We start from the raw sequence: 19,272 nt of genomic DNA on the forward strand, positions 1-19,272 counted from the left end.
TTGTGAATGGTTATAGTGCAGATTTTATAAGCCAAAATGACCAAGTGCGGTAAGTTTTGTGCGAATTGCTCAATAAGAATCCGAAGTGAACCCCCATTTGGCCAGAAAACAAAAAACCCACAGCACTTTCAGACTGTGGGTTTTCCGTAAAGCAGTCAAGCGGCAGATTAGTTCTTGGACTGATCAACCAACTTGTTTTTGCTGATCCAGGGCATCATGCCGCGCAGCTGCGCACCCACGATTTCAATGGGGTGTTGTGCATTCAAGCGACGACGCGCGGTCATTTCCGGATAGTTGGTTTTGCCTTCCAGAATGAAACGCTTGGCGTATTCACCGTTTTGGATATTGGCCAAACATTCCTTCATGGCTGCGCGGGCCTGGTCGGCGATTACTCGGTTGCCGGTTACGTACTCGCCATATTCCGCGTTGTTGGAAATGGAGTAGTTCATGTTGGCAATGCCGCCTTCGTACATCAGGTCAACAATCAACTTCAGCTCGTGCAAGCATTCGAAGTAAGCCATTTCAGGTGCGTAACCTGCTTCAACCAAAGTTTCGAAACCGGCTTTTACCAGCTCAACCGCACCGCCGCACAACACAGCCTGCTCACCGAACAAGTCTGTTTCTGTTTCTTCGCGGAAGTTGGTTTCGATTACGCCACCCTTGGTGCCGCCATTCGCTGCTGCATAAGCCAGGGAAATGTCGTGTGCGTTACCAGTGGTGTCTTGGTAAATCGCGATCAGTGAAGGCACGCCGCCACCTTTCAGGTATTCAGAACGCACGGTGTGGCCTGGGCCTTTGGGGGCGATCATGATGACGTCGATGTCGGCGCGGGGCACAACCTGGTTGTAATGCACGTTGAAGCCGTGAGCGAAAGCCAAAGCTGCACCAGGCTTGATGTTTGGAGCAACTTCCTTGTTGTACACGTCGGGAATGTTTTCATCGGGCAGCAAAATCATGACCACGTCGGCTTCTTTTACCGCGTCAGCCACTTCTTTCACTTTCAAGCCAGCACCTTCAGCTTTGGACCAGGATGCACCGCCTTTACGCAAACCAACAACTACTTCTACGCCAGAATCGCGCAGGTTTTGTGCGTGGGCGTGACCTTGTGAACCGTAACCAATGATGGATACTTTCTTCTTCTGGATCAGGGAAAGATCCGCGTCTTTGTCGTAATAAACTTTCATGTCATTTTCCTTTTGATTCAGGTATTTAAATTCATCTTTCAGACGCGCAGAATTCGTTCGCCGCGGCCAATGCCAGAACTGCCCGTTCGGACAGTTTCCAAAATGGCTGTGCGGTCAATCGAGTCCAGGAATGCATCCAGCTTGGATTTGTTGCCAGTCAACTCAATGGTGTAGCTTTTCTCGGTGACATCAATGATGCGGCCACGGAAAATATCCGCAGTGCGCTTCAATTCTTCACGCTCTTTGCCAACTGCACGCAATTTTACCAGCATCAGCTCACGTTCAATATGCGCACCATCACTTAGATCAACCACTTTAACCACTTCAATCAAGCGGTTAAGGTGTTTGGTGATCTGCTCGATGATGTCATCGGAACCGACAGTGACAATGGTCATGCGGGACATGGTTTCGTCTTCCGTGGGGGCCACGGTCAGGGTTTCAATGTTGTATCCGCGGGCGGAAAACAACCCCACCACGCGGGACAACGCACCTGGTTCGTTCTCGAGGAGAACGGAAATAATGTGTCTCATATTTGCCATCTCCTTGTTAAAGTTCTTCCGAACCCAGCAGCATTTCGGACAAGCCCTTGCCAGCCTTCACCATGGGCCACACGTTCTCGGTGCGGTCGGTGATGAAGTCCATGAACACCAAACGGTCTTTGTACTTGCCAAACGCGTCGCGCAAGGCAGGCTCAACATCGGATGGCTTGGTAATTTGCATGCCGATGTGGCCATACGCTTCCACCAACTTGACGAAATCCGGCAGCGCATCCATGTAGCTTTCAGAGTAGCGTGAGCCATAATCAAGCTGTTGCCACTGGCGAACCATGCCCAGATACCGGTTGTTCAAGTTCACGATTTTCGGTGTGAAATGGTATTGGAAGCAGGTGGACAATTCCTGGATGTTCATCTGAATAGACGCTTCACCCGTAATACAGGCCACTTGTGCGTCGGGGTTGGCCATTTGAACGCCCATTGCGTATGGCAAGCCCACGCCCATGGTGCCCAAGCCACCCGAGTTGATCCAGCGGCGTGGCTTGTCAAAGCGATAGTATTGCGCAGCCCACATTTGGTGCTGACCCACGTCGGATGTCACAAAGGCATCACCATTGGTGACTTCCCACAGCTTTTCAACCACAAACTGGGGCTTGATGACTTCGTCGGACTTTGGGTAGTCCAGACACTTGCGGCCACGCCATTTTTCGACTTGTTCCCACCAGCCCTGCAACTTGCCTTGATCAACACGCTTGCCACTTTCTTCAAGCAATTGGATCAGGTCAACCAGCACGTCTTTGATGTTGCCCACGATAGGCACATCCACCTTGACGCGCTTGGAGATTGAGGACGGATCGATATCGATGTGAATGATTTTGCGGGGGATGGACGCGAAATCTTTTGGGTTACCAATGACTCGATCGTCGAAACGGGCACCCACGGCGATCAACACGTCGCAGTTTTGCATGGCAAGGTTGGCTTCATAAGTGCCGTGCATGCCTGGCATGCCCATGAACTTCTTGTCGCTGGCCTTGAATGCGCCCAAACCCATCAGGGTGTTGGTACAAGGTGCACCGACCCATTCAACCAAACGTGTCAGTTCAGCAGAGGCATCGCCCAAAATAACGCCACCGCCGGAATAGATCATGGGGCGCTCGGCTTCCAGAATCATTTGCACGGCTTTTTTGATTTGACCCTGGTGGCCCTTGACCACGGGGTTGTACGAGCGCATTTTCACGGGCTCGGAGTAATCAAAAGCGGTTTTGTGAATGGTGATGTCTTTGGGGATATCCACCAGCACTGGGCCTGGGCGACCTGTACGGGCGATGTAAAACGCTTCTTTCATGACACGCGCGAGGTCTTTCACATCTTTCACAAGGAAGTTGTGCTTAACGCAAGGGCGTGTAATACCCACGGTGTCACATTCCTGGAATGCATCCTGACCGATCGCGTGCGTGGGCACCTGACCAGACAAAATCACCATGGGAATTGAATCCATGTAGGCAGTGGCAATGCCGGTTACAGCATTGGTGAGGCCGGGGCCTGAAGTAACGAGACAAACACCCACCTTGTCGCTTGAGCGCGAATAGGCATCGGCTGCATGAACTGCAGCTTGTTCGTGACGTACCAGAATATGTTCGAAGCCGTCTTGCTTGAAGATGGCATCGTAGATGTAGAGTACTGCTCCGCCTGGGTAACCGAAAACGTGCTTGACGCCTTCTTCTTCCAGACATTTGACAACGATTTCCGCGCCGGTATATTCCATTTTAAAAAAATCCTGACAAAATCCACGGGACATTGGTCGGATGCCTTCCTGGATCGCATTGCCGTGGGGCACAGGCTTTTTGAAAATGAACAACCTTGTGGGTATGGACATGTCGCAAAGCGCTGGCGATCACAACCCGATTATGTCGGGCAGGTTGGCCATGGGCTTCTGAACCACAAGTTCAGCGCCCTAGCGCGTCTTTCGCTAAAACAACAAGGGTATGTTGATTAACTAGAGACAAAAACAGGGTAGAACGAGATCTTAGTGCGAAGCCCGCCGTGGGTCAAGAAAAAAGCCTGCGGCTTTGATATCATGCCGTATTGTTAAATATTGCGAATCATTCTCGCCTCGACCCCCAAACCCCTCTGACACCACCTCGACACACACATTTATGGCAAGCACGCGAGAATTAGAGGACTTTTTGAAAGAGGTGTCGCACCGGGCTTATCGCCAGGCGTTTTTTGCCGTTAAAAACCAAGAAAGCGCTATGGACCTGGTGCAGGAAAGCATGATGAAGCTTTCCGACAAGTATGGCGGCAAGCCCAAAGAAGAACTGCCAATGCTGTTTACCCGCATTTTGCAGAACACGATCTTGGACTACCACCGACGCCAGAAGGTCAGAAATACCTGGACGACCCTGTTTTCAAGCTTTCAAAAGAAAGATGAAGAAGATTACGACGTGCTTGAGAACCTTCTCGCACAGGATGAATCTCAGAACGCGAGCGCCCAGGACGAAATTGAACAGTCACAAAATATGGCCGCCATCGAAGAAGCCATCGCAAATTTGCCGGAGCGTCAACGCCAGGCATTCATCTTGCGTTATTGGGAAGAGATGGACTTGGCAGAAACTGCAGAGATCATGGGATGCTCGGAAGGCAGTGTGAAAACACATTGCTCCAGAGCGACAAAGGCATTGGCACTGGTATTGAGGCAACAGGGGTTTCGGGAATGAATGAAGATCGGCTAACCGCAAATGTAGTAAAAAGGCTACTTGATGAGTCGGCATGTCAAGTTCCGCCCCATATCCAAGAACGCTTGAATCTTGCAATCGCCCAATCGGTGCAACTGCACGCCGAAAAACACGGCAGTGCAGTCAAATCCAAACAGACCGGTGCCGGCCCGATCGGTGGTTTATTTCAACAGTTTTCCGAGTGGTTTAATCGCCCAGCCTTGTCCATGGCGGTCAGCGCACTATTTATTGCGGGTGCCGCGTTCGGTGTGGCGCAGTTTGGCCTGGAAAACTCAGATGCTCGTATTTCGGAAACAGCCGATCTGGACGCCGCTATTTTGTCCGATGACCTTCCGCCAGACGCCTACCTGGATCCTGGATTCATCAATTACGCCACTGAATTGCAGAAAAACAATGCAATTCCGGCTGAAGACGGAATTGAACAATGGATGGATTCACTACCCGCCGACTTCACTACGTCGATCTAGCATTTTAAGGATTGAGGGGTACGATCATGATTAGACTCTATTCCGGATTGATGACTTTGGGCTTGCTTTTGGTGCTGAGTCTGCAAAGTGGTCAGGCTTTGGCTGCGACCGACTGGTCGAAATTGTCGGCCAAACAACAGGAATTGCTCTCTCCCCTGCAGAACGACTGGAACTCAATGACCAACGCACAGCAAGAACGCTGGCTGAAAGTAGGTCGAAAATACGAAAGTGAACCAGCCGAGCGCCAGGCCATTATGCGTGAACGGGTAAGCAGCTGGAGCGAACTGAGCCCCAGAGAAAAAGCGGCTGCTCGTGAAAACTACAAGGCCTTGAAGGAAAAACGCCAAGGTGAGCGAAACTCAAGCTGGAACAGCTATCAAAGCCTGGACAAAAAACAGCGCGATGAATTCAAGGGAAAAAGCAACAAACCCTCGCTGAATTAAAACCCCCGCTCCATTTCCAATGCGCGTCAGCGATAAAATGACGAAATGGAACGACTACTCAACAACGGGCTGATCAGCCCCAGCCGAAAACGCCGACTTGCCAGCATGCTGTATGAAAGCATGCTGTTGTTCGGCGTTTTGTTCATTGCAGGCTACTTTTTCGACACCCTCACCCAAAGCCGGCATGCGCTGTACCTGCGGGATGTTCGCCAGTGGTGGTTTTTCGCAGTACTGGGCTTGTATTTTGTGTGGTTTTGGCGCCATGGCGGCCAAACCCTGGCCATGAAAACATGGCACATTCGTTTGGTCAAAGAAAACGGCGAACGAGTTGGGCTGGCGCAAGCCATGCTGCGCTACGTGCTTTGCTGGTTTTTCAACCTGACAGGCATTGCATTTATTTATTCGTTTTTCGACAAAAACGGGCAGTTTCCCCAAGACCGCTTGGCAAAAACACTGTTGGTTTCAACCAAGCCACGGGAACGCGGCATTGAAGAAGTAATGCGCCACAACTAGTCACCAAGCGAATTGACCGCGTTCTCGAGGCGATGCCAATCGTCCTCCGACCGCGGCACGCCACAACGCAAAATACAGTCCTCTGTGGGGTAGGTTCGCACCAGAATTCCCATGTGTTCCAGGTCGGTCGCCCACTGTTCATTTTTCGGGTGGGTAAAGCTGATGTAGTAGCCACCTTTGCGAATTTGAACCTGCTCGTCCAATCGAACACGCCAAAGCGACTCTAGCCTTGTACACACCGCATCGAGTCGAATCAACTGCGCGGCTCTCCAGCCTTCGGCAGCAAAATATTGCAGCGCCAGCCACCATTGCGGCGATGACACTGCTTGAGTACCGACCTCGTTGAGCAGCGCTGTACACACGGCCTTGGGGCCACACACAAATGCCAGGTTTGCACCTGCCAAACCAGAAAAAGGTGCCACGGAGCGAAGCACAATGGCGGGTTCGGCTTCGATAAACGAGGCATAGGACTCTTCTCCGGTCCAGTCCAGATAGGCTTCGTCCAGGATAAGCCAACCGCCCTGTTCCCGAAGCTTTCGTGCAAGTGGCTTGATTTGGGCAATCGTGATCATTTGGCAGCTTGGATTAACCGGGCGCCCCAACACCACCACATCGCACTCTGGAATTTCGCCTTCGAGCACCAGTTCCACGGGCCAATCGAGCACAACATGATTTGCTCTGCGAAAGCGTTTGTCCCACTGATCGAAGCTGGGCTCGGCCAAGACCACCCGCATCGACCCGTACCAAGTTTGAAACAAGCGTGCAAGCGCGGAAATGCCGCTGTCTATGCCGGTAACCGCCAGAACTGACTCGCACTCAAAAAAACGTGCCGCTTCAAGATGAAACCGCGACCGCAACAGGTCGGGACTGGCCCATACAGAAGCAGGCATGTCTGGCAGCTCAAGCTCAAACGGCGCAACAGAGCCAGAAAGATCAAGCTTTGCCTGATGCTTGACTTGGGTTTCAATGCGCATCCGAGGTTTCCAGAAGCACAGGAAATCCCCACAAACGCTCCACTTGCGCCAGTGTTTTCTCGGCCTCATCAATGTTCAATGGTCTTCCTCGGCGGCTCATGTGGGTCAGCGTTAATGACCGATCTGTCATGCGTGCATAGGAAGTCACCTGGATGTCGGGCACCATGCTTTCGCGTGAATACTGGTTGGCCAACAGGGTGCGGATTCGTTTGTAGCCTTCATCGTTGTGAATACAGTCGATAAACAAGTCACTTTCAGTTTTGTGATCTGCGATGGTGAACAAACGGAAATCACGAATCACCTTGGGTGATAAAAACTGACGAATGAACGACTCATCCTTGAAATTGCGCATGGCAAAGTCAACCGCCTTTAACCAGTTGCCGCTGCCAGCCAATTCAGGAAACCAGCGCTTGTCCTCTTCGGTGGGTTTTTCGCACATGCGGCGAATGTCGCTAAACATGGCGAAACCCAATGCATAGGGGTTCAAGGCACGAAAACGCCCATCGCGGGAATCGGGTTGAAATACCACATTGGTGTGCGAGGTCAGGAACTCCAGCATGAAGCCATCGGACACCAACTTCTCGTCGTAAAGGGTATTCAGCAGGGTGTAATGCCAGAAGCTGGCCCACCCTTCGTTCATGACTTTGGTCTGCCCCTGTGGGTAAAAGTACTGGGACATCTTGCGGACAATGCGCACCAGCTCACGTTCCCAATCGCGAAGTTTAGGGGCTTCCTTCTCGATAAAGTACAAAATATTCTCAACGGGCTCTCTTGGGTAGTTGTCTTGTCGGCGTTCAATTTGAGCGGCTTCAACAGGCGATACTTTGGCCATGATTTCGTCATACTGCCGACGCTTTTCTTCAGCAAGGTCATCACGTTTTACTTTCAGCGAGGCCTCTGACTCAAATCGACGCTTGTAACGATCTACGCCGAAATGCTGGATGGCATGTGCTGCATCCAGTACTTCCTCTACCGCATCGATGCCGTACTTTTCTTCGCATTCCATCACATACTTCTTGGCAAACACCAGGTAATCGATAATGGCGTCGGCCTGGGTCCACTGCCTGAACAGGTAGTTCCCCTTGAAGAAAGAATTGTGCCCATAACAGGCATGCGCAATGACCAAGGTCTGCATGGTCATGGTGTTCTCTTCCATGAGGTAAGAAATGCAGGGGTTGGAGTTAATCACCACCTCGTAGGCCAGGTTTTGCTGACCTGTTTCATACAAATGCTCATTTACCGAGAAAGATTTACCATAGCTCCAGTGTGGATACATCACCGGCATGGCACCACTGGAATAGGCATCCAGCATTTGCTCGGCGCTGATCACTTCGATCTGATTGGGAAAGGTGTCGAGCTTGTATTGGTTGGCAGCAATGTCGTGCAGCTGCGTGTCAATGTCGCGCAGCAGATCAAATGTCCACTCATTGCCGGCCAGGTCAAGTTGTTGGGCCATTGTTGCTACTCCTAGCGCCCAAAGGCGACTTCTTTCTTCTCAAACAAGCCACGAAACACAGGGTAAATGTCGCGGCGGTTGAACAACTTGCGCATGGCAAAGTGCCCGACAAAGCTGTCTTCCAGACGTTCAAAACTTTCCCACAAATCGGACGCACGGGCCATGCCGAACATGGGTGTAGGCATGGTTTCCACGTATGCGTAGTAACGCACATGCGGCATGATTTTGGAAGAGAGATACTCCGCGCTGGCCCGCGCGTCGCGCGAGGTGGCATCACCGTCAGAGGCTTGCGCCACGTACACATTCCATGCGCTGCCGGGATAGCGGGTTTCGATGATGTGATGCATTAATTCCATGGCGGGCATGATTTCGGTGCCGCCACTTTTCTTACCGTAGAAAAAGTCTTCTTCGCTGACCTCTTCGGCTTCATCGGTGTGGCGAATGAAAACCAGCTTCACCTCTTCATATTTGCGGGTAAGGAACAGATACAACAAGGTATAAAAGCGTTTGGCCAAATCTTTCTTGGCCTCATCCATGGAGGCAGACACGTCCATGAGACAGAAAATGACGGCATTGGTTGACGGCTCGGGATACGTTACGCGATTGCGATAACGCAGGTCGACTTCGTCGAGAAAAGGCACATAAGATTTTTTCTTGGGATCATCCAGCAAATCGAGCTGTCCCTTTTCTTCGTCTTCCTCTTCATCCTCTTCGTCGCGAGGCTCAAGCGCGACTCGCCGCATGAGTGAGGCCTTCATGGTGCGCAACACAGACAGAGAAGTGGGAGCGCCAGTGCGGGAATAGCCTGCGTTGCGGCTTTTCAGGCGTTTAACCGATGAAATTTCACGCTTCAACAGTTCAGGCAACTCAAGGTCATCGAAGTAAAGATTCAGGAACTCTTCACGAGACAACACGAAGGTGAAACCATCTTCGCCCTCGCCCTTGCCAGGTTTTCCGCCACCCTGCCCTTCACCACCGCCACTGGGCCTTGGAATTCGATCGCCAGGCACAAAGTCGCGATTGCCTGGCACCACATGTTCCACATCGCCACCCTGACCGAAAATGAAAGTGGGCTCGGACACTTCCCGAGTGGGAATCCGCACTTTCACACGTCCGTCTCCGCTGACATCGGAGATGGATGACTCACCAGCCACGTCAGCGACCGCCTTTTTCAGCTGTGTTTTGTAACGCCGAATAAAGCGCTCGCGATTGGGCAAGCTTCTGTTTTTGCCGTTGAGCCTGCGATCAATAATGGTTGAATCGCCCATGGCAAACTCCTTTATGCTTTTTGCGTGATCAAGACGCCTTTTTCACGCGCAAATGCCACTCTACCAACAGGCGAACCTGTTTCTCGGTATAACCTTTGGCCGCCATACGGTCCACGAAGTTTTCATGCTTTTCCTGACTTTCTTTGGATCCTTTGTGATCGAAAGAAATCACGGGCAGCAAGTCTTCAGTTTTCGAGAACATGCTTCGCTCGATCACTTCGCGCAACTTCTCGTAACTTGTCCATGCGGGCATGGTGCCGGAATTGCTGGCCTGTGCACGCAACACAAAGTTGACTACCTCATTGCGGAAGTCTTTGGGATTGGCAATACCCGCAGGTTTTTCAATGCGGTTCAGCTCTTCGTTCAATGAGTCACGATCAAAAATTTGTCCCGTGGCCGGGTCGCGGAATTCTTCGTTCTGAATCCACTTGTCAGCAAACTGAATGTAACGCTCGAACAGGTTTTGCCCGTACTCGCTGTAACTCTCCAGATAGGCTGTTTGAATTTCCTTGGCCACGAATTCTGCGTACTTGGGTGTCAAGTAGCTCTTGATGAAATCAAGGTACTTGCGGGTTTGTTCCTCGGGCAGGTTGTCTTTAATGACTTGCTGCTCAAGCACATACAACAGGTGTACTGGATTGGCAGCCACCTCATGGTGGTCAAAGTTGAACACCTTGGACAACACTTTGTAAGCCCAACGCGTGGATGATCCATTCATGCCCTCGTCGGGCCCGGACTGATCACGGTATTCCTGAATTGGTTTGGCATGCGGGTCGACGTCTTTCAGGTTCTCACCGTCGTACACGCGCATCTTGCTGAACAGGTTGCTGTTGGCAGGCTCTTTCAGGCGAGTCAACACACTGAACTGCGCCATCATGTTCAGGGTTCCCGGTGCGCAGGCTGCCTTGTTCAGAGAAGAATTTTCCAGCAATTTCTCGTAAATCTTCACTTCTTCGGACACACGCAGGCAATACGGCACTTTCACGATGTAGACACGATCAAGAAACGCTTCGTTGGTTTTGTTGTTACGGAATTGCTGCCATTCAGATTCGTTGCTGTGAGCCAGAATAATGCCGTCAAAGGGAATGGAGCCAAAGCCTTCCGTGCCTTTGAAGTTGCGTTCCTGCGTGGCGGTGAGCAAGGGGTGCAGCATCTTGATGGGTGCCTTGAACATTTCCACAAATTCAAGCAAACCCTGGTTGGCCAAACACAAACCACCACTGAAGCTGTAAGCATCGGGATCGTCTTGGCTGAACTGGTTCAACATGCGAATGTCGACCTTGCCCACCAAGGCAGAAATGTCCTGGTTGTTTTCATCACCGGGCTCGGTCTTGCTGATCGCGATCTGGTTCAAAGTCGAAGGCATCAGGCGGATCACCCGGAACTTGCGCAGGTCGCCTCCGAATTCGTCAAGGCGTTTGGTGGCCCAGGGGCTGGCAATACCGGTTAGGTAACGACGTGGAATGCCGTATTTGTCTTCCAGTGAAGCGCCAAACTGAACTGGATCAAACAAGCCCAGTGGCGACTCATTAATGGGTGAGCCCTTGAGCGCGTAAATGGGTTGCTGCTCCATCAGCGCTTTCAGACGCTCAGCCAGAGAGGATTTGGCACTGCCGACAGGGCCAAGCAGATAAAGCACCTGCTTGCGTTCTTCGAGCCCCTGTGCGGCATGGCGGAAATAAGCGACGATGTTTTCAATCACTTCTTCCATGCCGTAAAACTCTTTGAACGAGGGATAACGGCGCACCACACGGTTTGCGAAAACTCGGGACAGACGTGGATCGTGGCGGGTGTTGATCACTTCGGGTTCGCCGATGGCGTGCAACATGCGTTCGGCAGCGCTGGCGTAGGTGAGCGGGTCGGCTTTGCACAGGTCGAGGTATTCTTCGAGGCTCATCTCGGTTTGCTGCAAAGCTGCAAAACGGGACTGAAACTGACCAAAAATGTCAGATTCGCTGGAATTCAAATCACGCGGTTCAAGCTCTGTGTTCATGATGTCCTCCTGCACAACGCTTCTTTGCCTTTTACTTCGGCCGTGAACCTATTTCGCGCCCAAAGCAATCAATCTCATCTTCCGAAAAAGTTGCAAAAAACAAGCCAGCTTTTTTATTTACATTTTTGTGCTGTTTTGGTGCTTGCAACACTTTCAGGTTAACCATGCCGTTCCCACTATCTCCCATCGATTGGGGCATTAAACCCCTGAAGCGGTTAGAGCTTCCCTTTTATTTAGACGCCAGACCGTTTGAGAAATTGCACTTTTTTCAAATTTTTGTTGCCCCTGCTCTTCCAGAAACTCGAGCACATTCATGACCACACCCTTTTTGGCCAACACGCCGGGCATGTCATCAAGGCGATACTGCTTGCGCAGCAACTCAAACATGGGTTTGTCGATGGCAATTGACTTGCCTTGTTGTATATGTGACGCAATCGCCTTGATTAATTCCTTCTGGGTATCAATTTCAGACAACTTGCTGAATTCAAGTACGAAGCCATGTTTGCGCAATCGGTTCACAAATCGGGAAGGCTTCAGGCGCCCGGAGAGCACCACAGTCATTTCTATGGGCAAGCCGGCCATGCGCTGCAAATAGTTTTCGTGAAGCAAGGTTGGAAACACGATCAGGCTGCCACCTGAATCGCCCACATGGTCCATATTTTCAATGCGTGGCAACTGCCGACCCGGCACTTTCAAAAGCAACTGGGCACGCAGCACCACATAGGGCTGCTTGAACAACCACAAACCCAAAACGACCACATTGATTGCAGTGACCGCGGTGAATACCCAAAGCACCTCACCTTTCATTGCCAACAAAATTGCAATTGCAAACCCTGCAGACACCACCATAAAGAAGGAATTGATAATGTTATTGGCCGACACCACGCGCGAGCGGCTTTCCTTGGGTGCAAAGGCCTGCATGGTGGCGTACAAGGGCACGCTGTATAAACCCACGCCAATGCTGATCAGCACAAAAAGGCCCAGCACAGACAAATTGTGCAATTGACCAAAGAAAGCCACCACGGTTTGCTGATCGGGATTGGTTTGATAAGCCACCAATACCCAGTGCAACAGGCCGCCAGCAACAATCATCACGACCAGCCCCCACAACACCAAACCCATTTCAATGCGTTTGCGCGACCACTTCTCGCAGAGGAATGCGCCAATACCCAGGCCCACCGTGAATGCAAACAGCAACACTGTGGCCACACCCGGACTTGCGTTGAGCAGGGTTTTCGACAACAGCGGAAACTGGGTCAAATAAGTAGCACCCACAAACCAAAGCCATGAAATGCCCAACAAGGCTGGCCACACCTTGGGCAAATTGGTGGCGAAACGTACGTTGCGCCAGGTCTCAGTGAACAGGTTCCAGTTCACTTTCAAGTCGGGTGAGTGCGAAGGCGTTAGTGGCATTTGCCGGGCTTGATAAACCCCCATCAAAGCCACCACAAAACCAAATCCACAGACGATGTAAACGGCAAGATTGCCTGCGTCTTGACTCATCAAGCTGCCCGCTGCAATGGTGCCGAGCAAAATAGCCATGAAGGTGGCGGACTCTACCAAGGCATTGGCCATGACCAGTTCGCTGGACTTGAGTTGTTCTGGCAAATAAGCGTATTTTGCGGGGCCAAAAAACGCAGACTGTGTGCCCAGTAGAAACACACCGAGTATGAGCAGTTCAACCGAGTTCAGAAGAAAACCAGCTGCGGTGATCAAAACAATGGGGGGTTCTAGCCACTTGGCCAAACGCATGACTTTGGTTTTGTCGAATTTGTCGGCAAGCTGCCCACTGGTGGCCGAGAATAATACGAATGGAAGGATGAACAAGGCAGCGATCAGGTTGATCAACAAACCAGGTGAAAAACTGCCGCGAAGTGCATCGTTGTAAGTGACGGCGAGCGTGACGGCAAACTTCAAAAGATTGTCGTTGAACGCACCGAGAAACTGCGTCCAGAAGAAAGCACCAAATCGTTTGTCACGAATCAATTGAATTGCCATGCATTGAGCATAGCGCAAAATATTCCGTGCGAGAAATAAAAAAGCCCCTCACGCGAGGGGCTTTCTTTGGCGTTTTTACTACAACAGAAATGTTGCGAAAAACTTGCCTTTAAAATCAAGCAGCTGCTTTGTACTCAGTCACTGGCTTGGCTTCAACGATTTCGTCAGGAATTTGACCATTGGTGCGCAAATAGTCTTTGCTGAAGTCATCGGTCAAGATCGCGTCGAAACGAATTGGCTCGTATTCACGAATGCCTTGGGCCAAATCAGGACTAATCAGGTTCTTGGCCACAGCGTCTTTCAGTTGATCTTCCAGACCTTCACCGATCACTTTGCCCGAAGACACAGCTTTCAGGAAGTTGCTGTAACCAGGCTCAATGGACAACAGCTTGTCAGCAGCTTCCAGAATGCGACCGGTTGGGTCTGACAAACCTTCGCCGACGAATACTTTGTCGAGCAGACGTTCTGCAAATGCATTGCGTGTCATCAGCAACTCGGCAACTTCAGCATTGGTTTTGTCACTTGGGCCTTTGGATTTGCCCATACCCAAGGGGTAGGCCACAAAGCTCAGCAGCTTGCCAATGGCCTTGTTGGGGAAGTTGCGGTTGAACTCGGTGAACGCTTTGTCGATTTCGAACAAGGAGTCTTCAATCGCCCACTGTGCGTGCGGCAACTCGTCAGCCAAGCGACCGTTGGTTTCAAAATACTTCAGCACGGCTGTGGCCATGTAAAGGTGGCTTAGCACGTCGCCCAAACGGGCCGACAAGCGCTCGCGACGCTTCAGTTCGCCACCCAATACACCCATGGCCACGTCGGCTGTGAATGCCAGTGCAGCGGAACGACGCTCAATGGCTTTGGCGTAATCAGCCATGGGGCCACTGACCGGGCTTTTTGCCAAACGGTTGCCAGTCAAACCAAGTACCAGGGCACGCATGGCGCGATTGAAAATGTGGCCCAAGTGACCGAAGAATGCTGTGTCGAAATCACGCAGACCTTCTTCTTTGTTGGGGTTCTGGGCTGCCTGCATTTCCTTCAATACCCAAGGATGACAGCGAATTGCGCCCTGACCAAACACGATGAGGTTACGCGTCATGATGTTCGCGCCTTCAACTGTGATAGCCACTGGCATGGCCTGATAAGCCTGACCCAGGTAGTTGCGTGGGCCAAGAATAACAGTGCGGCCACCGTGCACGTCCATGGAGCGCAGGATGATCTCGCGCATCATTTCAGTCATGTGGTATTTCATCATGGCGGTAACCACAGAAGGTGCACATTCTGCACAGGCTGTTGCGGTCAACACGCGAGAGGCTTCCAGCTTGTAGGTCAGGCCGCCGATTTTACCGGTTGCTTCCTGAACACCTTCAAAACGGCCAATTGGCATTTTGAACTGGCGACGAATGCGTGCATACGCACCAGTGGCCAGGTACATGCCCCAACCAGAGGCTGCCGACAAGGCGGGCAAGGAAATGCCACGGCCTGCTGACAAACACTCAACCAGCATTCTCCAGCCTTTGCCGGCCATTTCACGGCCACCAATGATGGCGTTCAATGGAATGTAGACGTCGTTACCGATGATGGGGCCGTTCATGAAAACAGCACCGGGGAAATGACGACGACCAATTTGTACATTCGGCGTGTCAGCTGGCAACAAGGCGCAGGTAATGCCGTAATCGACTTTGGATTTGTCGCCCAGCAGGCCTTGCGGATCTTTCAGCTTGAATGCCAAACCAACCACCGTGGCCACTGGTGCCAGGGTGATGTAGCGCTTGCTGAAGTTCAGCACGATACCCAGCTCTTCTTTGCCGTCGACCACGCGCTTGACAACAACGCCTGTATCGGGAATTGCAGATGCGTCGGAGCCTACTTCAGGGCCAGTCAAACCAAAACAGGGAATTTCACGGCCATCCACCAAACGTGGCAACCAGTAGTCTTTTTGCTCTTGCGTACCGTAGTGCATGATCAACTCGCCTGGGCCCAAGGAGTTGGGAACCATCACGGTGACCGATGCGGTCAATGAGCGGGTGGCAATTTTCGCCACTACGCAGCTTTGCGCGTAGGGGGAGAATCCCAAACCACCGTGTTCTTTGGCAATCAACATGGCAAAGAATTTATTCTTGCCCATGAAATCCCAGACTTCTTGAGGCAGGTCTTTCAACTCGAAAGTGATCTTCCAGTCGTCGAGCATTTTGCACAGCTCTTCTGTCTCGTTGTCCAGGTAAGACTTTTCATCGGCGGTCAGCTCGGTGTACTTGACGTTCATCAGCTTGGACCAATCTGGCTTGCCACCAAACATTTCGGCTTCCCACCAGGTGTCACCCGCTTCGAGCGCATCTTTTTCGGTTGGGCTCATGGCAGGCAGCGCCTTGCTGAAAGCCTTGAAAATAGGCGCAGTCAAAACACCACGGCGCAAGCTAGATACGTTCAGCACCACTGCGATGGGAAGGTAAATTGCAGCGAACACGATCAGACCAAGTTCACCCAATCCGCCCAGGGCATAGAAGCCCAGCGCAGACGCGCCAATGGCGGCGGTGAAGGTCAGCAGGTTTGCACCGCTGTAGATGAGGCCGATCAGCACAATGGCTGAAAAAACGGCGAAAAGTGAATTTGACATGGTTATACCCCTTGAATGTCATCAAAGTTACTTCTAAGTTACTTAGGCGTAACATGCGCTTTCAGTGAACAACTGTCAACCTCATTGCACCAAAAAAACAGCGACTTTTCTAGAGACTTAGTTCGAAAAAAATCAATGATTTACATTGCAATGCAACATAAGTTTTTTAAAAAACAAACAAGAGCAAGCATAGGCAACAGTTCCAGAAGACCAGAAAAACGGTGCAGCGCAACACAGTTGTTTTTAGTTGAACCCGGTAATTCACCAGATTTCACAAGCCCCCAATGAAGCGCCACGCAGTTACCTCATCGGGCTAACAAGCGCGCCAATTAACCGATACACTTCAACCCATGCAGTACAACATCCACAATAAAAAGCGAGGGAAATATGGCAGTTAACGTGAATGTAAAAATCGAAAAATCGTTCAAAGTGGCTTGCAGTGCCAAAAAAGCGTTTGACCAGTTGGCGGATGTTGCGGACACCGTTTCCCTGTTTCCCAAACTGGACAAAATTGTGGATCTTGGCGATGCCGTGTGGCGCTGGGAAATGGCGAAGATTGGCGCAGCAGGTATTTCCCACCAGGTTAAGTATGCTGTGAAGTACACCAACGATGGCGCATCCAAAATTGACTGGAACCCTGTTCCAGGCGAAGGCAATGCCACCGTATCGGGCGGCTGGGTCATTAAAGAAGACAGCCCCAAGGCATGTACAATTTCGTTCCGCTCGACCGGTGAGTTCGAAATGCCAGTGCCTCGCCTGATGAAAGGAATTGCAGAAGGTATTGTGAAATCGGAATTTGACGCGCAGGTGGGTACCTTCCTTGATCGCGTAAAAGCCAAACTGGAATCTTGAACACAACAACAAGGGAGCCCCACTGAGGGCTCCAAAGCGCTTTAGGAGACGCAATGCCCTGGATGATTTACGGTGCCAATGGTTACACCGGTGAAATGATTGCACGTGAAGCCGCCAAACGCGGCATGCGCCCCATTTTGGCAGGCCGCAATGAAGCGGCGGTTACAGCCCTGGCCAATCAATTGAGTTTGCCCAGCCGGGTTTTCTCGCTGAGCGACGAGACTGAAATTCTGGAAGGCCTGAATGAAGTCGACCTAGTGCTGCACTGCGCGGGTCCGTTTTCAGAAACCGCCGAGCCAATGATGATGGCCTGCCTTCAGACCAAAACACACTACCTTGACATTACCGGTGAAATTTCAGTGTTCGAACTGGCCCAGTCGCTAAGCGGCAAGGCGCGCAAACAGAAAATTGTGTTGTGCCCCGGCGTGGGTTTTGATGTGATTCCAACAGATTGCGTTGCTGCACGCCTGCATGAAACACTGCCCGATGCCACACATTTGGCCTTGGGTTTTGATTCCAGAAGTGGTTTGTCAGCAGGTACCGCCAAAACCACCGTGGAGGCCATGAAACTGGGTGGCCGTGTGCGTGAAGGCGGTGAAATCAAGGCCGTGGGTCTGGGCTACAGCACCCGAGAAATCAATTTTGGCAATGGCACCAAGTTTGCCGTCACGATTCCTTGGGGCGATGTGTCTACCGCATTTCATAGCACCGGCATTCGTAACATCGAGGTGTACATTCCCTCCTCGCCAAAATCAGTACGCATGATGCGCGCTGCTAACCTGGCACGCCCAATTCTTGGCATGTCGCTTGTACAGGGAATTCTGAAAAAACAGGCTGCAAAGGTTGAAGGCCCGAATGAGGAACAACGTGCAAAAATGCCTGCGTACGTTTGGGGTGAAGCCACCAATGCCGAGGGCAAGAAGGTGGTCGCGCGCGTTAAAACCGCCAACGGTTATTCGCTAACGGTGATGGGATCATTGGCGGTAGCCAGCTTCATTTTGATGGAAAAAAATGTAGCTGGTGGTGCCTACACGCCGTCGAAGCTGATGGGCAGTGATTTGGTAGAGCGCCTCGACGGGTGCGGGAAAATCCAGATCTTCGAGCAGTAAGTTTTTCGCGCAGATTCAATAAAAAAACCCCTTGCTGTTTTGATGCAGCAAGGGGTTTTTCTTAAGCCTGAAAATTACTTCTGAAATTCTTCGCGTTGAATTTTCCAGGCACCACTGGCTTTGGACAGGGTAAGCACTTTAATACCCGAGTCCTTGTAACGGTTGGATGAATAGTCCTGCTTAAACTTGACCGTGGCCAAGGCTTCGGACTGCACATCAATTTGAACATCGGACACAGTTACCGAAATTGATTCCTTGTCAGACAAACGCGCGCGGCGCTGACTTTCCCAGGCACTGCGAGACTTTTTACCATGCTCAAAGGTGTCCGCGTAGAAACCCAAATAACCTTGAACGTCTTTGGAAGACCATGCGGCTGCCCAATTGCTTAACATGTCGTTGATGGTTGCAGCGTCACCCACATCGGCACCAACTGCCAGGCTGGGCTCGGGTGCCATCACTTCGCCAGCGCTGGCTTCAGGTGCAACAACTGCAGAAGCATCAACTACCGGTGCTTCGGCTGAAGCCTCAGCCACTGGGGGAGGCGGAGGTGTCAATGGCGCAAGACGAACCACTTTCTGGTCTTTAAAATAAACTGCGTAAGGCACGAACTCTTCATTGGCGCCCTGCCCTTTTTTCAAGATGTAGTCCCAGCGATCATCTTGATCCTTTTCACTTAGCATGGGCATGCCCAATCGGTTTTGCACTTGAAGCGGCGACATGCCAAGCTTGATTCGGGCCAAATCAATGTTGGTAATGAATTCACGTGGGCCGACATGTTCAAAGTCAGAATCAAGATATTCGGGGATGTCTTTGACGCCTGTAATTGATCCGCAAGCGGCCAGAACAGTGACGGAAAGCGCCAAGGCCGCAGTTTTGATAAAACGAGAAGTGCCGATGCGATCAAATGTACTCAAAGTTGTCTCCCTTTGATGTGTATTGTGTGAAAGTCGTTTGATAATAAAGGAATGCAGCAAGCCTACCCTAGATGCAGGCTTGAAAATCGAATGTCTACGCGCATCTTAACCAATGCCACTCTGTTTGGTAAACACCCGTATACATTTGGATTGCGCTTACAATGCCAGTACCCAATGTTTACGATAGCAATTCATGATCAATAAAAATCAATTATAGATATTGACTATTGCAATTCACGTGCAACACACAGGATTAAAACT

Annotated in this window: 18 protein-coding genes; 7 read left to right on the forward strand and 11 right to left on the reverse strand. The window is 51.2% G+C overall.

Annotated features, from left to right (window positions below):
* Positions 1-167: 167 nt before the first annotated feature.
* From ilvC to FRIGORI9N_RS11785, 3 genes are read right to left on the reverse strand one after another with little or no spacing between them, the layout of a single operon-like run.
* Positions 168-1,184: a ketol-acid reductoisomerase gene (ilvC, locus tag FRIGORI9N_RS11775; protein ID WP_159571186.1), complete on the reverse strand. Its 1,017-nt coding sequence runs from the start codon at positions 1,182-1,184 to the stop codon at positions 168-170.
* 38 nt (positions 1,185-1,222) lie between these two features.
* Positions 1,223-1,714 carry an acetolactate synthase small subunit gene (ilvN, locus tag FRIGORI9N_RS11780; protein ID WP_159571189.1) on the reverse strand — a complete coding sequence of 164 codons (492 nt, stop codon included), beginning with the start codon at positions 1,712-1,714 and terminating at the stop codon, positions 1,223-1,225.
* Positions 1,715-1,730: 16 nt separating this feature from the next.
* Entirely contained in the window at positions 1,731-3,443 is a 1,713-nt protein-coding gene (locus tag FRIGORI9N_RS11785) for an acetolactate synthase 3 catalytic subunit (RefSeq protein WP_159571192.1), read from the reverse strand.
* A 40-nt stretch (positions 3,444-3,483) separates the two neighbouring features.
* Between FRIGORI9N_RS11785 and FRIGORI9N_RS15515 the strand changes: the two genes are divergently transcribed.
* The 5 genes from FRIGORI9N_RS15515 to FRIGORI9N_RS11805 all read left to right on the forward strand — a co-directional run bounded on the left by FRIGORI9N_RS15515 (position 3,484) and on the right by FRIGORI9N_RS11805 (position 5,836).
* Complete coding sequence (locus FRIGORI9N_RS15515; RefSeq protein WP_256366122.1) at positions 3,484-3,615, forward strand: hypothetical protein; 132 nt, start codon at positions 3,484-3,486, stop codon at positions 3,613-3,615.
* A 219-nt stretch (positions 3,616-3,834) separates the two neighbouring features.
* Complete coding sequence (locus FRIGORI9N_RS11790; protein WP_159571195.1) at positions 3,835-4,395, forward strand: RNA polymerase sigma factor; 561 nt, start codon at positions 3,835-3,837, stop codon at positions 4,393-4,395.
* Positions 4,392-4,880, forward strand: a complete 489-nt coding sequence (locus tag FRIGORI9N_RS11795; RefSeq protein WP_159571198.1) for a DUF3619 family protein — start codon at positions 4,392-4,394, stop codon at positions 4,878-4,880. The genes FRIGORI9N_RS11790 and FRIGORI9N_RS11795 overlap by 4 nt, the downstream gene beginning before the upstream one ends.
* 26 nt (positions 4,881-4,906) lie before the next feature.
* Positions 4,907-5,323, forward strand: coding sequence for a DUF3106 domain-containing protein (locus FRIGORI9N_RS11800; protein WP_159571201.1), 417 nt, complete (start codon positions 4,907-4,909; stop codon positions 5,321-5,323).
* 45 nt (positions 5,324-5,368) lie between these two features.
* Complete coding sequence (locus tag FRIGORI9N_RS11805; protein ID WP_159571204.1) at positions 5,369-5,836, forward strand: RDD family protein; 468 nt, start codon at positions 5,369-5,371, stop codon at positions 5,834-5,836.
* Here FRIGORI9N_RS11805 and FRIGORI9N_RS11810 read toward each other — a convergent pair.
* The 7 genes from FRIGORI9N_RS11810 to FRIGORI9N_RS11840 form a co-directional block, all read right to left on the reverse strand.
* Positions 5,833-6,810: an aminotransferase class I/II-fold pyridoxal phosphate-dependent enzyme gene (locus FRIGORI9N_RS11810; RefSeq protein WP_159571207.1), complete on the reverse strand. Its 978-nt coding sequence runs from the start codon at positions 6,808-6,810 to the stop codon at positions 5,833-5,835. The two genes, FRIGORI9N_RS11805 and FRIGORI9N_RS11810, sit on opposite strands and share 4 nt — an antisense overlap.
* A complete protein-coding gene (locus tag FRIGORI9N_RS11815; RefSeq protein WP_159571210.1) occupies positions 6,800-8,266 on the reverse strand; it encodes a SpoVR family protein in 1,467 nt (488 codons plus the stop codon). The genes FRIGORI9N_RS11810 and FRIGORI9N_RS11815 overlap by 11 nt, the downstream gene beginning before the upstream one ends.
* Before the next feature lie 11 nt (positions 8,267-8,277).
* Positions 8,278-9,534 (reverse strand): YeaH/YhbH family protein, encoded by a 1,257-nt coding sequence (locus FRIGORI9N_RS11820; RefSeq protein WP_159571213.1) that lies wholly within the window; start codon positions 9,532-9,534, stop codon positions 8,278-8,280.
* Positions 9,535-9,562: 28 nt separating this feature from the next.
* A complete protein-coding gene (locus tag FRIGORI9N_RS11825; RefSeq protein ID WP_159571216.1) occupies positions 9,563-11,527 on the reverse strand; it encodes a PrkA family serine protein kinase in 1,965 nt (654 codons plus the stop codon).
* Positions 11,528-11,558: 31 nt separating this feature from the next.
* Entirely contained in the window at positions 11,559-11,726 is a 168-nt protein-coding gene (locus FRIGORI9N_RS11830) for a hypothetical protein (protein WP_159571219.1), read from the reverse strand.
* Positions 11,726-13,525 carry an MFS transporter gene (locus FRIGORI9N_RS11835; protein WP_159571222.1) on the reverse strand — a complete coding sequence of 600 codons (1,800 nt, stop codon included), beginning with the start codon at positions 13,523-13,525 and terminating at the stop codon, positions 11,726-11,728. Before FRIGORI9N_RS11835 ends, FRIGORI9N_RS11830 begins: the two co-directional genes overlap by 1 nt.
* A 115-nt stretch (positions 13,526-13,640) precedes the next feature.
* Positions 13,641-16,136, reverse strand: coding sequence for an acyl-CoA dehydrogenase (locus FRIGORI9N_RS11840; protein ID WP_159571225.1), 2,496 nt, complete (start codon positions 16,134-16,136; stop codon positions 13,641-13,643).
* 387 nt (positions 16,137-16,523) lie between these two features.
* Between FRIGORI9N_RS11840 and FRIGORI9N_RS11845 the strand changes: the two genes are divergently transcribed.
* On the forward strand, positions 16,524-16,988 hold the full coding sequence (locus tag FRIGORI9N_RS11845) for an SRPBCC family protein (RefSeq protein WP_159571228.1): 465 nt from the start codon (positions 16,524-16,526) through the stop codon (positions 16,986-16,988).
* 53 nt (positions 16,989-17,041) lie between these two features.
* Complete coding sequence (locus FRIGORI9N_RS11850; protein ID WP_236550880.1) at positions 17,042-18,097, forward strand: trans-acting enoyl reductase family protein; 1,056 nt, start codon at positions 17,042-17,044, stop codon at positions 18,095-18,097.
* Between the two features lie 74 nt (positions 18,098-18,171).
* Here the strand turns inward: FRIGORI9N_RS11850 and bamE are convergent, their stop codons facing one another.
* On the reverse strand, positions 18,172-19,011 hold the full coding sequence (bamE, locus tag FRIGORI9N_RS11855; RefSeq protein ID WP_159571231.1) for an outer membrane protein assembly factor BamE: 840 nt from the start codon (positions 19,009-19,011) through the stop codon (positions 18,172-18,174).
* Positions 19,012-19,272: the final 261 nt, after the last annotated feature.

This window comes from Limnobacter sp. 130 (assembly GCF_902506325.1).
GTDB lineage: Bacteria > Pseudomonadota > Gammaproteobacteria > Burkholderiales > Burkholderiaceae_B > Limnobacter.